Raw genomic sequence first — 17663 nt, 5'->3', positions numbered from 1 at the left:
GTGCTTCCGGTAGTTCAGGCTTAGGCGTCTTTTCCGAAGGTGGCCCCTCCGTCGATATAGAGCGGCGAGCCCATCATGAATTTCGATTCGTCTGATGCCAGGAAGAGCGCGGCATAGGCGACGTCCTGCGGCGTGCCGAGCTCTCCGCTGAGCTGACGCTTCTTAATAGAAGCGATAGCGGCTTGCGGGTCATCGTAGGCGTTCTGTAAATAGTTTTGTACAAATGGGGTCATAATCGTTCCCGGGACGAGCGCGTTGATCCGAATGCCGTGAGGCGCGTAGTCGACCTGCATCGCTTTGGTCAATGCGAGCACGGCTCCTTTGGTGGCGCCATAGGCCGCTCTCCTCGCCAGGCCGATCTCGGCAACGCAGGAGGACATATTGATAATCGTGCCGGCGTACCTTTCCATCATGAAGGGCAGCGAGAATTTGCAGGGCAAGAAAACTCCCTTGACGTTGACGTTCATAATTCGATCCCATTGCTCGACGTCGACTTCATGAAGCGCGCCGACGTTGCTGATGCCGGCGTTGTTAAACAGAACGTCGATTTTTCCGTATTCGTCCATAACGGTTTGAACCATCGTCTTCACCGATTCGGCTTCGCTCACATCCGCTTCCACGAATAATGCCTGTCCTCCGGCCTCTTGAATCTCCGTGACGACAGCACGGCCGTTCGCTTCATTTAAGTCGTTCACGACGACGACAGCGCCTTCCCGGGCGAACAGCAACGCCGAGCACCGGCCGATTCCCGAGCCCGCTCCCGTGATGACAGTCACTTTATTCGTCAATCTTTTATTCATCCGCGATTCCACCTCTTCCCCATTCTGTACGACAACTACAAAATCGGTTTCAGTATATCATCAATAAAGTGTACAATTCAATAAAAATGTATACAAAAATAAATTTAGGTTTATTGACTACAAAATATATAAATTGTATACTAAATTTCGAAAGAAGGATTGAACCTATGCCATCTTCTCGAAACATAAGCTGTTACTTCATGGAAGGATGAATCAGGATGCAGTTTGCAAATCAGGTTGTATTGGTTACGGGATCCGGCAATGGGATCGGGAGGAGCATTGCGTTGGGTTTCGCCAGAGAGGGCGCGCAAGTCGTCGTGGCCGATCTCGACAGCGCGGCGGCCAAGACAGTGTGCGACGGCATTCATCGCTCGGGCGGAAGAGCCGTCTGGCATCAAACGGATGTTTCTTCCGCGGATCAAGTGGAAGAACTGTTTGCGAAGATTCGGGAAAAGTTCGGCGTCCTGGATGTGTTAATCAATAATGTAGGGTCGACCATTCGCAAGCCGATCATGGATTTTACGGAAGAAGAATGGGATTTCGTCTTCGATACGAACATCAAATCGATGTTTCTGTGCGCCAAGCAGGCCGGCGGACTGATGTTGAAGCGGCGCAGCGGCGCCGTCGTCAATATTTCCTCGGTTCACGGACTGGGAGGCATCAGCAAGCGGCTTCCTTATTCGACTTCCAAATCGGCGGTCGAAAGCTTCACCAAAACGCTGGCCTGCGAATGGGCGCTGGACGGCGTTCGCGTGAATTGCGTATCGCCCGGCTACATCATGACGGATAACATCCGGGAGACGTTCGACCAAGGCATATTGAATCTGGATGACATGGTGCGCAGGACGCCGCAGGCTCGTCTCGGGACGCCGGAGGATATTGCGGAAGCCGTGTTGTTCCTATGCTCCGACCGCGCCTCGTTCATTACCGGTACCGTCTTGCAGGTCGACGGAGGCTATGCCGCATATCATGGCCCTGAGCCGGTTCCTTCCTTCCATCACGATTTGGATTAGTGCATCGAGAATGATATTTTAATATGAAGAGCAGGAGTGTGTTCAATGGCCACAGGAACTGTCGTGCATGCCTCGAAAGTGAAGACGTTGGTTGTCGATGAGACGTATTCCTCCAAGATGCTGATCGACCATACGAATTCGGCGACGAAAAACGTTCAGATCAATATGGGGATTGTCGCTCCCGGCGCCAAGCATGCGGATCATCGGCACGGAAGCGATTACGATGAAGTCTACTTGATTCAACGCGGACGCGCGATGGTCCGCTTGGATGGCGTCGAGCATGAGCTAGAGGCCGGAGACGTCGTCTTTATTCCGGGAGGCTCGATGCATGCGATCGAGAATCGAAGCGCTAGCGAGGAACTGGTCATCTTCACCGTTTGGTCGCGCTTGCCCGAACAGGGTGCTAATCCTGTTTACGACCAACGTTTGAGAGAATGGGGCAAATCGTATAGGACCGTCGACGAGGAGGCTTGACTGGAGTTGAGTTCCTTATTTGAGCAACTGCGGGAGACGAGGGTGGCTTCCGGCACCGTCGCCGTTTGGTCTCTGGGACAGGCCGGCTATATTTATCAGCTCCCCTCCGGGCAATCGGTGCTGATCGATCCCTATGTCACGGATTACGCCGGCCGAGTGCTTGGGGCGGATTTCAAACGCTTGATGCCCGCGCTGATCTCGCCCGAAGAGCTCGGTCGATTGGATATTGCGGCGTATTTGCTTACGCATCATCATGAGGATCATCTGGATGCCGATTGCGTGCGCGATCTGGCATCCGCGTCGTTCCCGTTCTTCGCTCCGCCCGATACGATCCGCCGACTGAAGGAGCTGGGCGTACCCGGCGATCGCTGCCATGCCTTGAACGCAGGCGACATCGTCGAGGTGGCGTCCTTTACGCTGGCGGCGGTAAGCGCCGATCACGGAGAACTGGCCCCGGATGCCATCGGCATGATCGTGCGTGCGGAGGGGAAAGCCATCTATCATATGGGCGACACCTGTTATCTCGGCACGCGATTTCGCGACCACTGCGGCGATGTCTCTATCGATCTTTTGCTAGTGCCCATCAACGGAAAGTTCGGCAATATGGATGAACGGGAGGCGGCCGAAGCGACGAGGCTCATCCGTCCCGCTCGGGCCGCTCCGTGTCATTTCTGGATGCTTCCGGCCAATTCGGGCGGCGATCCGCTGCTTTTTGTCGAATACGTGAAGAAGCTTGCCCCCGATACGGACCCGTTCCTGTTCCGGCAAGGAGAGCTTCTTATTGTGTAAGCGGGGGAGAGGATGTCCATGTTAAGCGGTAAAGTAGCTTTGGTCACTGGCTCGGGGATCGGCATCGGAAGAGGCGTTGCGCTCCAACTGGCGATGGACGGCGCGGATGTCGTTGTCAATTATCGCAGCAGCGCCAACGAGGCGCAAGAGACGGCTGAAAGCATACGCGAATTAGGTCGCAGAGCGCTGACGATTCGGGCCGATCTATCCGATGTCCGAGAAATCCGCGGAATGGCGGAGCAAATCAGGGATCATTTCGGCGGCGTCGATATTTTGGTCAACAATTCCGCGATCGACCCGAGAGAACGCTTCTTTGACGTGACGGAAGAAATGTGGGATCGGATTCTGAACACGAATCTGAAGGGCGCGTTTTTCTGCGCGCAGGAGTGCGCCTCGGATATGGTCAAGAAAGGCGCTGGAAAAATCGTTAATATCAGCTCGGTTCACGGCTCGTTGACGATGCCGCGCTATGCCGCGTACGCCGCCTCCAAAGGCGGGATGAACGCGCTGACGAGGCAGCTTGCGCTCGATCTGGCGGAATATAACATTCAAGTGAACGCCGTCGCTCCCGGGGCGACTGAAGTCGAGAAGTTCTCCAAGATCGATCCGCTGCACGACAAGGACGCCATCGGCGCGCAAATCCCGCTAGGCCGGATCGGCTATCCGGCGGATGTCGCGAAGGTCGTCTCCTTCCTGGCTTCTTCTGGCTCCGACTTCGTTACGGGACAAGTGCTGACGGTGGACGGAGGATCGAGCACAAGGTTTTTCTTGCAATAATGCAAATAGATAGGCAGCAAGCAGACCGCCTCTAGCGTCTACGAACGCCGAAGGCGGTTTTGCTTGCTGCGCGTTATCCGACTTGCTTCCGATAGAACCACAGCTGTCCGGCGCGTTTGGGAATCGCGACCTCGAAGCCTTGCAACCATTCGGCGCCGCTCAGGCGTTTCTTTTCGCCAGTCTCCATATTTTCCAGAATGTACGTTTGGGATGCGTCCACGCCTTTGGGATAAAGCACAAACCGGTCATCCTCGGCCCGGGTATTGCGCACGATCTGGAAGAAGCCTTGTTCCTTATCGGGGTTGTGGAACTGCATCGCATAGTAGTCTTCTTCGCTCTTGCGCGTATCGGTCAACGGATAATAATCGGCCTCCAGCATCAGCTCGGCGGCTCTCCGCCAGAGGACGTGCATTCGTTTGCCGAGCTCGAAGCGGGCGGTCTCTTCGTCGAACGGAATCATGGAAGTTAAGCTGGGTGCCATCGCCGCGTGATAAGCATAAGCGTCGATTGGCTGGTTGCCCGCCGGCTCGTAGGCGCCTTCCTCATTGTCCCAGTTCATCGTATGGGCACGGAAATAGGGAATCCACTCGAACATATAACGATGCTGCTTCTGCTTGATCGGATGATGGCCATAGCCAACGTCCGTATAGTGCAGCGGCACGGATCGGCGCATCGTCTCCAGATCGTTGCGGCGTCCGCCCGCGGCGCACGAATCGATCCAGAGGCCGGGATTGCGGCGAATTATTTCATCCCAGAACGCCAAATAGCCTTGAATGTGCAAGTTTTCGATCGCGCCGACCCGGTCTTCGCCTTCATATCGGATCCAGAAGGGCATTGGGTCGAAATTCAGGTCCTGGCGGTAAATGTGGACGCGGTATTCTTTAATCAAGCGGTCGACATGATCGATTGTCCACTGCAACGCTTCGGGATTGGCATAATTCAAGACTCGGTTGACGTCGTTCTCGTCGCCGGGATAGAGCAGCCAGTCGGAATGTTCCGCATCCAGCTTCGTGCCGGCCTGAACGCGCTCCGGCTCAAACCAGAGGAGGAACTGAACGCCGAGCTCCTCGCAGCGCTCGCCAATCGGCGCAAGCCCTCTGGGGAAGCGGCTGCGGTCATGCTCCCAGGTGCCGGTGCGCGGCCAGAAATGATCGCAAGGATACCAGCCTGCATCAAACCACCAAATGTCAGGCTTCATGCCCCGGTCCACGTATTGATTCAACGCGGCCAGTTGCTTGCCTTCCGTCGCATGGGTGAATTCCGTGCCGTCAGGTCGCCAATCGTGCAGACACAGCTTTGGCGGCAACGGCTTTCCGTGTTCCCTGGGCAGAATATGCTTCAGATACCAGCGCCTCCACAGGTTGCGCCCATGGGCTTCATCCCCCAGGAAGCCGAGGAAATTGACGCGCGGCGTCCGAATGGTCTCTCCGGGGTTCAAATACATATGCATGCGATCCTGGCCGATACTGACGGCAATGCCCTCGGGCTTCGCATGCATGGAAGCGGACCACTTCCCCGGCCAACCAATGCCGATGCTTACGCCGAAGCCTTCGAATAACAGCTTCATATAAGGGGAAGCGCCGTTGCAGGAGGTTCCGTCATGCGGAGTCAGGGTAAACGCCTCCTGGTCGACGCTTCTCTCGTAAAATTCGTACCCCGAAGCGTTCATATTGTCGCCGTTGCTGTACGCCAGCTCGGCATTCGCATGCGGAAGCGCGCCGTCGATAATGCGGAGCTTCGAAACGGTCTTGGAGCGCGAGTTCGCGGTGTTCGTGAGGAAGGCCACCCATTCGGTCGCCGGAAAATCCGAATATTCCAAATGTTCGACTACGATTTTAAGGCCATCCTCATTTAAGGCCGTTATGACGGTCTGCTGGATGTTGGCGCTGATCGTTCTCCTGACGACATCGGTCGCGAACGAAGCCGGAATGCCTTGGATCCGTTGACCGTCATATTCGAAAGAGATCGGCACTTGTTCTAAGTTCGTAAACGGAAAGATCGACTGGACAAGCTGCATTTCTGATTTTGACACGACAGGCCACCCCGCTTATCATTCCATTCTTAATTTGTATACTTTAATATAATATTGTACACATAAATATAGAAATGTCTATCTATTTGCGGGATACATCGTTTATTTATCCTCGTGTCGCCTTCGCGACGGAGTTTCGAACGACCAGGTTGGGCTTGACCAGAATCTTACTGCGCGGCGCGTCGAGATTGTTTATCCGCCACAGCATCAGGTCCACGGCCTTCAACGAAATTTCTTCCCGCAAATAATCGATCGAGCTAATGGGCGGAGATTGCCATTGGCAGGAATCGAGATTGTCAAAGCCGATGATGGATAGATCCTGAGGCGTACGAATGCCTTGAGCCGTCAAGGCATGATTGAGAACGAAAGCGATCGGATCGTTGGCGCAGAAGAAAGCCGTAGGCAAATTCGCGTAATCCAACTGCTCCGGCAGCGAGTTGAAATGAATGTTCCCGAACGTATCGGTAAAGCGCAGGTCGTACACATACTCCGAATGAAGCTCCAGCCCCCAATAATCAAGCGCGTCGCGGAAGCCTCTGTACCTGGCGAGGAAGCCCGACGACAGCTTGCTGTCCCCGATATAGCCGATACGAATGTGCCCGTTCTGCACGAAATGCTGAACGGCAAGGAAAGCCCCCTCGTAATGATCGATCATGACCGCGTCGATATCGGAATAAGGCAACTCATGATCGAGCATGAGCATCGGCTTGCCCAACTCGGTCAATTGCTCGACCTTCCTGGGGGTCATTCTTCCGAAGAGAAACAGCGCCGCAACCTCCTTCTCCTGAACGATGGCTTCCTCCAGATGATCGCTCGAAGCGGACAAAGGGTGCATTTTCGCCTGAAATCCGTTGTCCTTCAGCGCCTTATCCACATAAAAGTAAGAGGCGAGCGTGTGCGGGTCGGTCATGACCCTCGAATCGACGATGAACAGAACGTCTCCGCCCGGCATTGAGAGAGCGGCGGGCAACTCTGCGAAATCCCGGTAACGCATTTCCTTCGCCGTATCGATAACGGCTTGCCTGGTTTCGGGGCTAATTCCGTCCAGGCCTCTTAAGGCTTTGGATACGGCTGCCGTGGACAGGCCGAGTTTCTTTGAAATATCCAGCAAGGTCACTTTCTTAGACATGGCATCCTCCAGCGCAGCGGATTATTCGATTTATTTGCGATTTCACAGAAGTCATTTAAGTCTATCTTAATACAAAACGGAACAACACTCCAGAAAATCCAATAAAATTAACTAAAAATTAATCTTTGACTAATTAAAAGTACGGAAATAAAATTAACTTAAATTACTCAAAACGTTGACAGGAGGGGTCCGCATTCAAGGTTTGTATGTAAACGAAGCAGGAGATTTGATGAAGGACGGTCGACCGTATAGGGGAGCAGGCGTTAATTACTTCAATGCCTTTTCGCGGATATTGGCGGACGCCGAGGATAGGTCTTACCTCCAAGGATTTGAGGATTTGAGGACGTTCGGCATTCCGTTTATTCGCTTTATGGCCGGCGGATATTGGCCGAACGATTATCGGCTGTATTTCGAAGACAAAGCCCGTTACTACACGTTAATGGATCGGTTTGTCGAGGACGCTGAACACCAGGGTCTTGGCCTGATTCCTTCCTTGTTCTGGCATCACTGCACCATTCCCGATCTGATGAAGGAGCCCCGCAATCGCTGGGGAGACCCTGGTAGCCGAACGATCTCATTCATGAAGCAATACGTGTCGGAGTTCGTGGGCCGCTATGCGCATTCCCCCGCGATCTGGGGATGGGAGTTCGGCAACGAATATAACCTGGAGCAGGATCTTCCGAATGCTCGCGACTGCCGGCCGCCCATCGTGCCCCATAGGGGCACGGCAGAGACAAGAACGGCGGAGGACGACTTGACGAGCGGCATGTTGGATGTCGCATACCGGCTCTTCGCGGAAGAAGTCAGAGGCTGCGATTCCCATCGTATTCTTGTCAGCGGCAGCAGCATTCCGCGGGCGACGGCATGGAATCAGCGCCGCCGTTTATCGTTTATTCAGGATTCGGAGGCCCAGTTTCAAGAGGCGCTGGCTCTGGAAAATCCGGATCCGTTCAATGTGTTGTCGGCGCATTATTACTTGAACGAAGGACAAAGATTCGGCGCGGATCAAGACACGGACAAAACGATGGAGCTGATGCAGCAAACGGCCCGAGCGCTCGGCAAACCGCTGTTCGTAGGCGAATTCGGGGTTTCCGATACGATGGAGGACGGAAGCGTCGATCATGAGCGGGGACGGCAGCTGTTCGCCGACATGGTGGATTCGTTGAAGAGGGCGGACGTCCCGTTATCCGCCTTGTGGGTGTATGATTACTCCCCGCAGACGGAGACGACGGTAACGGGCGTGAACAAACGGAGCTATCAGCTAGAGATGCTGCAGGAATGGAACGAGAGCCGGGCATAAGCCGGCTTCACGTTAGGCGATCGCGGAGGCGCGCAAATCCCGGAATAACAGGGGCGGGCGTAATGGATGTGGGCGACGGACGGCGGGGAGCCGCGCAACGAGTGGGCCTGGCTGCGTGGCGGCTTACCGTGTTTCGGAGACGAAAATGCCGAACATGTGACTCTAGCAGACATAACAGGAGGAGAGGGCTTGAACACAATCAGTCTGAACGGTCAATGGGAGCTTTATTACTTGTCCCAGAAGGACAGCGAAATCGTTCACCCGGATCAATTATGCAACGGTCAGGCGGATCGGATGACTGCCCAGGTTCCGGGTAACGTCGAGCTTGATCTGTGGAATGCCGGTTTAATCAAGGATCCCTATGTCGGCAGCCATATTAAGGATTTGGAGCCATTCGAGCTGTACGAATGGTGGTACGTTCGGGACTTCGATACGCCCGCCAAGCCGGGAAGGACGGAGTTGATCTTTCACGGCGTCGATTGCATCGCTACCTATTGGTTGAACGGCAAGGAGATCGGCCGCAGTGACAATATGCTGATCGCCCACGCCTTCGACGTAACCGAATCGCTGCAGGCAAGCGGCTCCAATCGCCTGGTCGTTCGGCTTCAATCTTCTATTTACGCGGCGATGCGGCAGGAATACGATCCTTCCATGTGGGCGATGGATTATAACTGGTCCCAGCTCTGGATCCGCAAGGCGGCGCACGGATTCGGCTGGGATATTACGCCCCGGGCGGTGTCCGCAGGGCTATGGCGCGACGTCGAACTGGTCGTCCACGACGAGGTGGAGATCCGGACGCCGTACTTCTATACGAAGCGGATCGATCGTCACGGGGCGTGGATCGGCATTCAGTACAACCTGCAAGCCGATCCTGCGCTCTTCCGGGAGATGACGCTGAGATTCGTCGGAACGTGCGGCGAATCTCGGTTCGAGCGGCAATGCCGGGTGAATTTCTCTTCCGGCAATCTCGACTTTCACGTCGACGGAGCGAAGCTGTGGTGGCCGCGCGGGTACGGAGAAGCGAACCTGTACGAAATCCGTACCCAACTGCTGCATGGAGACGTCGTGCTTGCGGAACGAAAGGACAGCTTCGGCATCCGGACAGTCGAGCTGGTGCGCAGCGAATGGACCTCTACGGATACGAAGGGCGAGTTTCTGTTCAAGATTAACGGCGAACCCGTCTTCTGCAAAGGTTCGAACTGGGTTCCGGCCGATATGTTCCACAGCAAGGACAAGGCGCGAATTCCGCGCATCCTGGATCTGTTCGCGGAGATGAACTGCAACATGGTCCGCGTGTGGGGCGGAGGCGTCTACGAGGACCATGATTTTTTCGAGCGCTGCGACCGCGAAGGATTCATGGTGTGGCAGGATTTCGCCTTCGCTTGCGCGCTCTATCCCCAGACGGAGAAATTCTACGAGAAAGTACGGGAAGAAGCCCGATTCATCGTGCGCAAGCTGCGCAATCATCCGTCGCTAATCTTGTGGTGCGGCGATAACGAGATCGACATGTTCAGCTTCAATCGCCAGATTGACCCCGGGACGAATAAAATCTCGCGCGAGGTTCTTCCATCGGCGATTCAGCAATGCGATCCATATCGGCCGTATTTGGCCAGCTCTCCTTATTATTCCGAGGAGGTTTGGGAGCGCAGGAATGCCGCGTTGGCGCCGGAGGACCATCTCTGGGGCTCGAGAGATTACTACAAGAGCAAATATTATACGGAAAGCAACATGCATTTCGTGAGCGAAATCGGGTATCACGGCTGTCCCAATGTCGAATCGATCGTGAAGTTCATCGACGAGGAGAACCGCTGGCCTTGGCGCGGCAATCCGCAATGGGCGCTTCACGGCTCGGACCCGATGGGGCTTGACGGCTGCTGGTCATACCGGACGGAATTGATGGCGAATCAAGTGAAGGAAATGTTCGGAGAAGTGCCCGATACGCTAGAAGAGTTTGCAATCGCTTCCCAAATCTCGCAAGCCGAAGCGAAGAAGTTTTTCGTCGAGATGACCCGGCTGAAAAAGTGGCGCCGAACGGGCGTCATTTGGTGGAATATGATCGACGGCTGGCCGCAATTCTCGGATGCGGTCGTCGATTACTACTTTAGCAAGAAGCTGGCCTTCAGCTATCTGCGCAGAGTTCATCAGGACGTTTGCATCATGATCGACGAGCCGAGCGATTGGCACGTTCGTGCGGTGCTGAGCAACGACACGTTCGAGGCGAAGCGGGGCAGCTACAAGATTTGGGATGCCGACACCGGGCGAACGCTGCTTGAAGGTCATTTTGTTGCGACGGTTAACGGCAATGTGGATCTGGGCCGAATCCGCATATCGCACAGCGATCAGAAAATGTTTTTCATTGAATGGACAATGGACGGTACAACCTGCTACAACCATTATTTGCTGGGCTTTCCGGGCTTTTCGCTTGAGCGCTACAAGGGTTGGATGAATCAATTGTCGCTCCTTGAGAACGGCGTTCAAGTCTAGTGCAACGGGCGAATGACGGTACGGACGAAGGAGGAAGGGACGATGGATGCGGAGCAGCCGCTGCTCGAATTTCAAGTGTTAACCGATACGCATCTCACCGGAGATTCGGCTCATCCGTACAATCGGAATTTCGCGGGAGCGCTTGCCGATATTGCCGCGAACGCGCCGAATAGCCGTGCCATCATACATGTCGGAGACGTGACCGACCACGGAACGGCCGAGGAGTACGACGAGCTCAAGCGGATTTTGCTCGAGAGCGCAGCCTCGGGAACATTACCGCAAATGCGGTTTGCGACGGGCAACCACGATATGGCCTTGGGAAAGGGGGCGTGGGAGACGCTGATCGGGCTATTCCTCTCGTCCACCGGGATGCCGGCTGCGTATTCGGATTGCTGGATCGACGGGTACCCCTTCATCTTTCTTGGGACAGAGCAGGCGCTAGAGCTGAATTGCGCCTTGTCGAAGCGGCAGCTGCGCTGGCTGGATCGGAAACTGACGGAACGGGCATCGCCGTCGCGTCCCTCGTTTCTGTTCCTTCATCAGCCGCTAAAAAATACGGTGGCCGGTTCCTACGATGACCAGGCGTGGCATGGCGTCGAGGAGGACGAGGAGCTGAGAGAAGTGCTCTCCAGGCACCCCGGAGTCATCCTGTTTACGGGCCACACGCATTGGGAGCTCGAATCCCGCAATTGCGCTTACGACGGATGCGGCCGGCTGCCGGCCATGTTCAATGCGGCTTCCGTCGCCTACTTATGGACGGACGAACAGGAACACAAGGATGGAAGTCAGGGCTATTATGTCGAAGTGTACAAGGAACGGGTGCGGATTAAAGGAAGAGATTTTCGATCCAAAAGGTGGATCCCGCAAGCGCAATTCGAGCTCGGGCTGCCACTCGGATCGAAGGAGGGGACAGTGTGGCGGAAGTCATTCTGAGGAAAGTGTCCAAGCGATACAAGAAGAACGATCAACTGTCGGTCAATGAAATCGGCCTGGAGATCAAGGACAAGGAATTTATGGTGTTCGTAGGACCGTCGGGCTGCGGCAAGTCGACGACGCTTCGCATGATTGCCGGTTTGGAGCAGATTACTGAAGGCGAAATCTATATCGGAGATCGGCTTGTGAACGATGTGCCCCCGAAGCATCGCGACATTGCCATGGTCTTTCAAAATTATGCTCTCTATCCCAATATGGACGTCTACGAGAATATGGCGTTCGGCATGTGGCTCCGCAAGGTGGAGAAGCAGATTATCGACATGACGGTGAGATCGGCAGCCAGAACGCTTGAAATCGAGCACTTGCTCGAGCGCAAGCCCGCGGCGCTGTCCGGCGGTCAACGGCAGCGCGTGGCGCTCGGAAGGGCCCTCGTGCGGAAGCCGCAAGTGTTCCTGATGGACGAGCCGCTGTCCAATCTGGATGCCAAGCTTCGGGTGCAGATGCGCGAAGAGATCATTAATCTGCATCGGCGGCTGGAAACGACCTTCATCTACGTTACGCACGATCAGATTGAGGCGATGACGATGGGGACGCGCATTTGCGTCATGAAGGACGGCGTCATCCAGCAGGTCGATACGCCGGAGAATATTTACAATCGCCCGGCCAACCAGTTCGTCGCCAGCTTCATCGGCTCCCCTCCGATGAACTTCATTTCTGGAAAAATCGTCGTGCGCAACAGCGGTCTGGCTTTCGATACGAAACGGTTTACCCTCCCGATCGGCAAATCGCTGGAGCAAGCGATGGAGACGGGTCATTTCGTGGATCGCAGCATCGTCATGGGCATTCGCCCGGAGTATGTCGCGCTCCATCGCAGCGGAGCGCCGGGAGTTCCGTTCAAGGCGGTCGTCCGATTCTCGGAGCTGGTCGGAGCGGACCGCTACGTCCACTTTGTCGCCGGCGACTATCGGTTCACGATGCGAATCGCTTCTTACGAAAGAGTGGAGGACGATAGCGAGCTGGAAGTCGTCTTCAATCCCGAGCATATGAATTTCTTTCATCCTGAAACGGGCAAGGCCGTTCGCTAATCAGATCGAAAAGTACGGAGGGTGTATGAGATGAAGGAACGACGCGTCTCCAAGATGGCATGTCTGATACTGATCCTCGTGTTCGCGTTCGCGGTCGTCGCCTGCGGCGGGGAGAGCTCGGACGGGAGCCCCTCTGCTGAAGCCGTCGTGAAAGCGGTCTCTTCGCCGTTGATCCATGAGGAAGCGGGTGAGGTTTCCTATGGACGGACACGGGCTCAATGGCGGGAACAGGGCTTCGAGATCGCGTCGGCCGGGCCGATAGCGTGGGCGGCGGATACGTTCGTCGCTTCCTCAATCCACTCGGATCGGCTTTCTGAAACGGTTCGGGAGCAAATCGAGCAGAACGGTAAAGACGGCGCTATCGGGCTGTATGACGAATTGGATTGGGCGGAATACGAGATTGAAGTGGAACAAACGGGTCTGTACGAGCTGTTGATCGATTTTTTCGCACTTAAAGGATCGTTCGGTCCGATCCAGATCGGCGTGCAAATCGATGGGCATTATCCTTATAAGGAAGCGAAAAGCATCGGCTTGAACCGCACGTGGAAAGATGGAAGCTTTCCTCTCGCCAAGGACGAGAACGGCAACGACATTCGGTCGGTGCAAGAGGAAGTCGAAGGCTGGCAATCGGTTGTCGTCGCCGATTCAGGCGCAGCCTATGCCGAGCCCTTGCTATGGCTGCTGCAGGAAGGCACGCATCGGCTGCGCATTCAGACGATCTACGATCCCGTGCTCATCTCTCGGTTGGCCTTCTCGGCGCCGACGGAGACGCTCTCCTATGCGGAGCAGGCGGGCACTCCTGTCGGCGATAAGGCGACGAAAGGCGATTGGTATACTCTAATTGAGGCGGAACGAATGTGGCGAAAGTCAGACTCCTCGCTTCAGATGTCTGCTTCGATGGATGAACTGGCTTCTCCGAAGTCGAAAGGCAAAATCGTGTTTAACACGATCGGGGGCGACCGCTGGAAAAGGGGCGGGCAATGGGCCGAGTGGCAGTTCGAGGTGCCGGAAGACGGATATTATCAGATTCATCTCAAATATTCGCAAGGCTACCGGACGGATGCCGCCGTATTCCGAAACATAATGTTGAACGGTCAATATCCATTCCGCGAGATGCAGACCTACCCTTTTGATTATACTCACAATTGGAAGCTGGAGACGCTTGGAAGCGGTTCCGGAGAAGATTATCTCTTTTATATGAAGGCGGGTCTCAATACCTTGCGGATGGAGGCGACCTACGCTCCTTTGCAGGGCATCCTCGAGTCGATGCAGGCCGCCGTTTCGCAAATCCAGACCTTAAACCGCGAGGTACGGCTCGTTACGGGCGTTCGCGATCCGTTGCTCGGAGACGCGAACCGAGATTGGAACTTGCTCCTGTATCTTCCAGATATCGTGGAGCGGTACGAGGGCTTGATCCGACAATTGGAGATGCAGCTGGAAGGGCTGGAAAGCTTGTACGGGAGGAAAATCTCCAGTTCGGACGGCATTCGTTCAGGCATTACCGATTTGAAGAAGCTGAAGGCGAATCCGAATCTCCTTCCGAAAAGGCCGGAGATGCTGGCGTCCATACAAGAAACGCTGTCCGGTTTCATGACGGAGCTGCGGGAGCAGCCGCTCGATCTGGACCTTATCCTGATCGCGCAACCGGAAGCGAAGCTGCCCGACGTAATCCCGAACTGGAGTGAGCGGCTGGGCAATACGATCAAAGGCTTTTTCCATACGTTCTCGAGCGAGTATAGCTACTACGGCCGCGAGGACGAGGAGGCCATTACGGTTTGGGTAAATCGGGGAAGAGACTACGTGAATCTGCTGCAGCAGATGGTCGATGAACAGTTCACGCCCGAGACAGGCATCAAGGTCAATATCAATCTGATGCCGAATTCGCAGCAGCTCATTCTAAGCCATGCCGCGGGAAGAGAGCCTGACGGCGCGCTCGGAATCGACCCGGGCACAATTGTGGATTTCGCCATGCGGAACGCAGCCGTCGATCTGGGCAGATTTCCGGATTATGAGGAGGCGGCTGGAGACTATAGCCCGGGAATGCGGGTTCAGCTGTATTATAACGGCGGAAATTACGGCCTGCCGGAGACGGTTTCGCCCAATATGATGTTTGTTCGCGACGATCTGTTCCAGGCGCTCGGCATCGAGCCGCCGCAAACCTGGTCGGACGTGTATGCCATTCTCCCGGACCTTCAGCAGAGAGGCTACGACTTCTTTTACAGTCATACCAATTATTTGCCGTTCGTCTTCCAGAACGGGGCCGAGTTTTTTACCGCGGACGGCATGAGATCCGGGCTGGATACGCCGGAAGGCTTCGCCGCCTTCAAGCAATGGACCGATTTGTTCAAGGTGTTCGGCTTTCCTCGCGAGGTGCCGAATTTCTATATGCATTTTCGCAACGGCGACATGCCGATCGGCATCTCCGACTTCAACACTTATCTACAGCTGCTCGTCGCCGCGCCGGAAATTGCCGGTCTGTGGTCCGTATATCCGATTCCCGGAATGGAGAAAGAAGGAACGGTCGCTAGATGGGCGGGCGGCGCGATACAGGGGGGCATGATCTTCAAGACCTCCGAACGTCAGGAAGAGACATGGCAGTTTATGAAATGGTGGGCATCCGAGGAAGTGCAATCCCGATACGGCAACGAAATCGAGCTGCTGAACGGGACGGAGTTCCGCTGGAACACCGCCAACGTGCAAGCCCTTAAGCGGCTGCCATGGCCGAAAGAGGACGCGGTTGCCATCTTTGAGCAGATGAGCTGGTTTAAGGAAATGCCGATTGTGCCCGGTTTCTATTTCACGCCGAGGGAGCTGAATTTCGCTTGGAACCGCAGCGTCCTGAGCGACGAGAATTACCGCGAATCGTTGGAAGCTTCCATTCTGGAGATCAACCGGGAGATGCGGCGCAAATTGCATGAATTCGGGCTCGTGGACGAGCAGGGCAATCGGCTTCGTTCTTTGGAGATTCCTCAAGTCAACGAGAAATGGGAAGGAAGGGATGAACCATGAACGCGACGAGCCTTCGCCATCTGCTTCGGGAGATGAGGGCCAATTGGCTATCGTATGTATTCGTGGCCCCGTTTACGATCGTGTTTCTTCTATTTATATTCGTGCCGACCGTAGCCGCCATCGTGCTCTCCTTTACGTCCTTCAACGCAATCGAGCCGCCGAAGTTTGTCGGCTTGCGAAACTATATTAATTTGCTTACCCAGGACACGACGTTCTGGATGCACGCCATACCGAACACCTTTAAGTTCGCGATTATCGTCGGTCCGATCGGCTATATCTGTTCCTTTGCGCTGGCCTGGCTCATCACGCAGCTGCCATCCAAATCGCGCGTATGGTATACGCTGGCGATGTACGCGCCGTCGTTGACGGCCGGCGTCGCGATGGCCGTCGTATGGATCGTCATTTTCAGCGGCGATCGTCTCGGTTACATGAACAGCATTCTGCTGGAGCTCGGCATCATTCAGCAGCCGCAGCTATGGGTTCAAGATCCGAAATATTTGATGAATATTATGATCATCGTCAGCCTGTGGGCCAGCATGGGGGTCGGATTCCTCGCGATGCTGGCCGGTATTCAGAGCGTCGACAAGACGCTGTACGAGGCAGGGAAGATCGACGGGATCAAGTCTCGCTTTCAAGAGATCTGGTACATTACAATTCCGTCGATGAAGCCGCAAATGCTGTTCGGCGCGGTCATGGCCATCGTCGGAACGCTGCGGGCGGGTTCCATCAGCGTGGAACTAACGGGCTCGAATCCGACGCCGCAATACGCCGGACACTTGCTGATCAACCATGTCGACGATTACGGATTTATCCGTTATGAAATGGGCTATGCCTCTTCGATCTCCGTCGTCTTGCTGATCCTCATCTACGCGACGAGCCGATTATGCTGGAGGTTGTTCGGGACCGAAGGAGAGACGAAATCATGAGGAGAGTCATGCGATGGATCGCGCCGGCGCGACGGGTCGTGAAGAAGTTGACGTGGTTTCAATGTTTTCTGGTTCTGTTCCTGACCGGGCTGTCGATGTTCATGCTTCTGCCGATCATTTACTTGTTCAACCACGCGTTCAAGCCGGCAAGCGAGCTTTTCAAATATCCGCCGACGTTTATCGTCGAGCATCCTACGCTCAAAAATTTCAGTGATCTGCTATTGGCTTCGAAAAATTCCATCGTGCCGGTTACGAGATACTTGTTCAATAACTTGATTAGCACGAGCTTGACGATCGGGTTGTCCACGTTTTTCAGCCTTCTGTGCGCGTTCGCCTTGTCCAAGGGTAGATTTCCCGGCAAGGAGCTGCTGTTCTCGACTATCGTCATCTCGCTGATGTTCGCGCCGGAGACCGTGCAAATCCCCCGGTATTTCGTCATCAGCCAGTTGGGATTGATCAACACCTACTGGGCGCACGTGCTACCTCTGGTAGCGATGCCGGTCAGCGTATTTCTCATGAAGCAATTCATCGACCAAGTTCCGAACGAAATGCTGGAGGCGGCCCGAATAGAGGGGGCGAACGAGCTTCGGGTATTGAGCTCGGTTATCGTGCCGCTCAGCCTTCCGGCCGTGGCGACCGTAGCCATCCTTTCATTCCAGGGCTCCTGGTCCAATATCGAAACGTCGACGTTTTTCATTGAAGACGAAACGATGAAGACTTTGCCATTCTACGTACTGACGCTGACGAGCGGGCTGAGCAATTCGGTTGCAAGGCAGGGCGTCGCGGCGGCCGCGACATTAATGATGTTCATCCCGAATTTGATCTTTTTCCTTCTGCTGCAGCGGAAGATGATCGATACGATGATGCATTCCGGCATTAAATAATTCGTGGCGAGAAGGGAGGGGAGACGGC

General features: G+C 55.0%; 14 protein-coding genes. 11 read left to right on the top strand and 3 right to left on the bottom strand.

The features are described 5' to 3' along the window. Positions 1-20: 20 nt before the first annotated feature. Positions 21-800: an SDR family NAD(P)-dependent oxidoreductase gene (locus ACESLM_RS07845; protein WP_372631002.1), complete on the bottom strand. Its 780-nt coding sequence runs from the start codon at positions 798-800 to the stop codon at positions 21-23. 218 nt (positions 801-1018) lie between these two features. Here ACESLM_RS07845 and ACESLM_RS07840 point away from each other — a divergent pair, with 218 nt between their 5' ends. Genes ACESLM_RS07840 through ACESLM_RS07825 form a run of 4 tightly spaced genes read left to right on the top strand, consistent with a single transcriptional unit; the run spans position 1019 to position 3853 of the window. Then, a complete protein-coding gene (locus tag ACESLM_RS07840; RefSeq protein WP_372631001.1) occupies positions 1019-1813 on the top strand; it encodes an SDR family NAD(P)-dependent oxidoreductase in 795 nt (264 codons plus the stop codon). A gap of 45 nt (positions 1814-1858) precedes the next feature. Beyond that, a complete protein-coding gene (locus tag ACESLM_RS07835) occupies positions 1859-2287 on the top strand; it encodes a cupin domain-containing protein (protein WP_372631000.1) in 429 nt (142 codons plus the stop codon). A 6-nt stretch (positions 2288-2293) separates the two neighbouring features. After that, entirely contained in the window at positions 2294-3076 is a 783-nt protein-coding gene (locus ACESLM_RS07830) for an MBL fold metallo-hydrolase (RefSeq protein WP_372630999.1), read from the top strand. Between the two features lie 18 nt (positions 3077-3094). Then, positions 3095-3853, top strand: a complete 759-nt coding sequence (locus ACESLM_RS07825) for an SDR family NAD(P)-dependent oxidoreductase (RefSeq protein WP_372630998.1) — start codon at positions 3095-3097, stop codon at positions 3851-3853. A 73-nt stretch (positions 3854-3926) separates the two neighbouring features. Here ACESLM_RS07825 and ACESLM_RS07820 read toward each other — a convergent pair whose 3' ends face one another. Both ACESLM_RS07820 and ACESLM_RS07815 read right to left on the bottom strand, forming a co-directional pair. After that, a complete protein-coding gene (locus ACESLM_RS07820; protein ID WP_372630997.1) occupies positions 3927-5885 on the bottom strand; it encodes an alpha-galactosidase in 1959 nt (652 codons plus the stop codon). Between the two features lie 106 nt (positions 5886-5991). Then, positions 5992-7014: a LacI family DNA-binding transcriptional regulator gene (locus ACESLM_RS07815; RefSeq protein ID WP_372630996.1), complete on the bottom strand. Its 1023-nt coding sequence runs from the start codon at positions 7012-7014 to the stop codon at positions 5992-5994. Between the two features lie 337 nt (positions 7015-7351). On the opposite strand from ACESLM_RS07815, the gene ACESLM_RS07810 reads away from it, so the two are divergent. The 7 genes from ACESLM_RS07810 to ACESLM_RS07780 all read left to right on the top strand — a co-directional run bounded on the left by ACESLM_RS07810 (position 7352) and on the right by ACESLM_RS07780 (position 17635). After that, on the top strand, positions 7352-8314 hold the full coding sequence (locus ACESLM_RS07810; RefSeq protein ID WP_372630995.1) for a cellulase family glycosylhydrolase: 963 nt from the start codon (positions 7352-7354) through the stop codon (positions 8312-8314). Positions 8315-8503: 189 nt separating this feature from the next. Then, complete coding sequence (locus ACESLM_RS07805; protein ID WP_372630994.1) at positions 8504-10798, top strand: glycoside hydrolase family 2 protein; 2295 nt, start codon at positions 8504-8506, stop codon at positions 10796-10798. A 42-nt stretch (positions 10799-10840) separates the two neighbouring features. Further along, positions 10841-11731 carry a metallophosphoesterase family protein gene (locus ACESLM_RS07800; protein ID WP_372630993.1) on the top strand — a complete coding sequence of 297 codons (891 nt, stop codon included), beginning with the start codon at positions 10841-10843 and terminating at the stop codon, positions 11729-11731. Beyond that, on the top strand, positions 11713-12816 hold the full coding sequence (locus ACESLM_RS07795) for an ABC transporter ATP-binding protein (RefSeq protein ID WP_372630992.1): 1104 nt from the start codon (positions 11713-11715) through the stop codon (positions 12814-12816). The genes ACESLM_RS07800 and ACESLM_RS07795 overlap by 19 nt, the downstream gene beginning before the upstream one ends. A gap of 30 nt (positions 12817-12846) precedes the next feature. Beyond that, positions 12847-15825: an extracellular solute-binding protein gene (locus ACESLM_RS07790; protein WP_372630991.1), complete on the top strand. Its 2979-nt coding sequence runs from the start codon at positions 12847-12849 to the stop codon at positions 15823-15825. After that, a complete protein-coding gene (locus ACESLM_RS07785; RefSeq protein WP_372630990.1) occupies positions 15822-16751 on the top strand; it encodes a carbohydrate ABC transporter permease in 930 nt (309 codons plus the stop codon). The genes ACESLM_RS07790 and ACESLM_RS07785 overlap by 4 nt, the downstream gene beginning before the upstream one ends. Further along, entirely contained in the window at positions 16748-17635 is an 888-nt protein-coding gene (locus ACESLM_RS07780) for a carbohydrate ABC transporter permease (RefSeq protein ID WP_372630989.1), read from the top strand. Before ACESLM_RS07785 ends, ACESLM_RS07780 begins: the two co-directional genes overlap by 4 nt. The last annotated feature ends 28 nt before the right edge of the window (positions 17636-17663 follow it).

Source organism: Cohnella sp. (assembly GCF_041641335.1).
Taxonomy (GTDB): Bacteria; Bacillota; Bacilli; order Paenibacillales; family Paenibacillaceae; genus Cohnella.
Note: the sequence above shows the minus strand (reverse complement) of the source record. Positions and strands in the feature narration are given on the sequence as shown.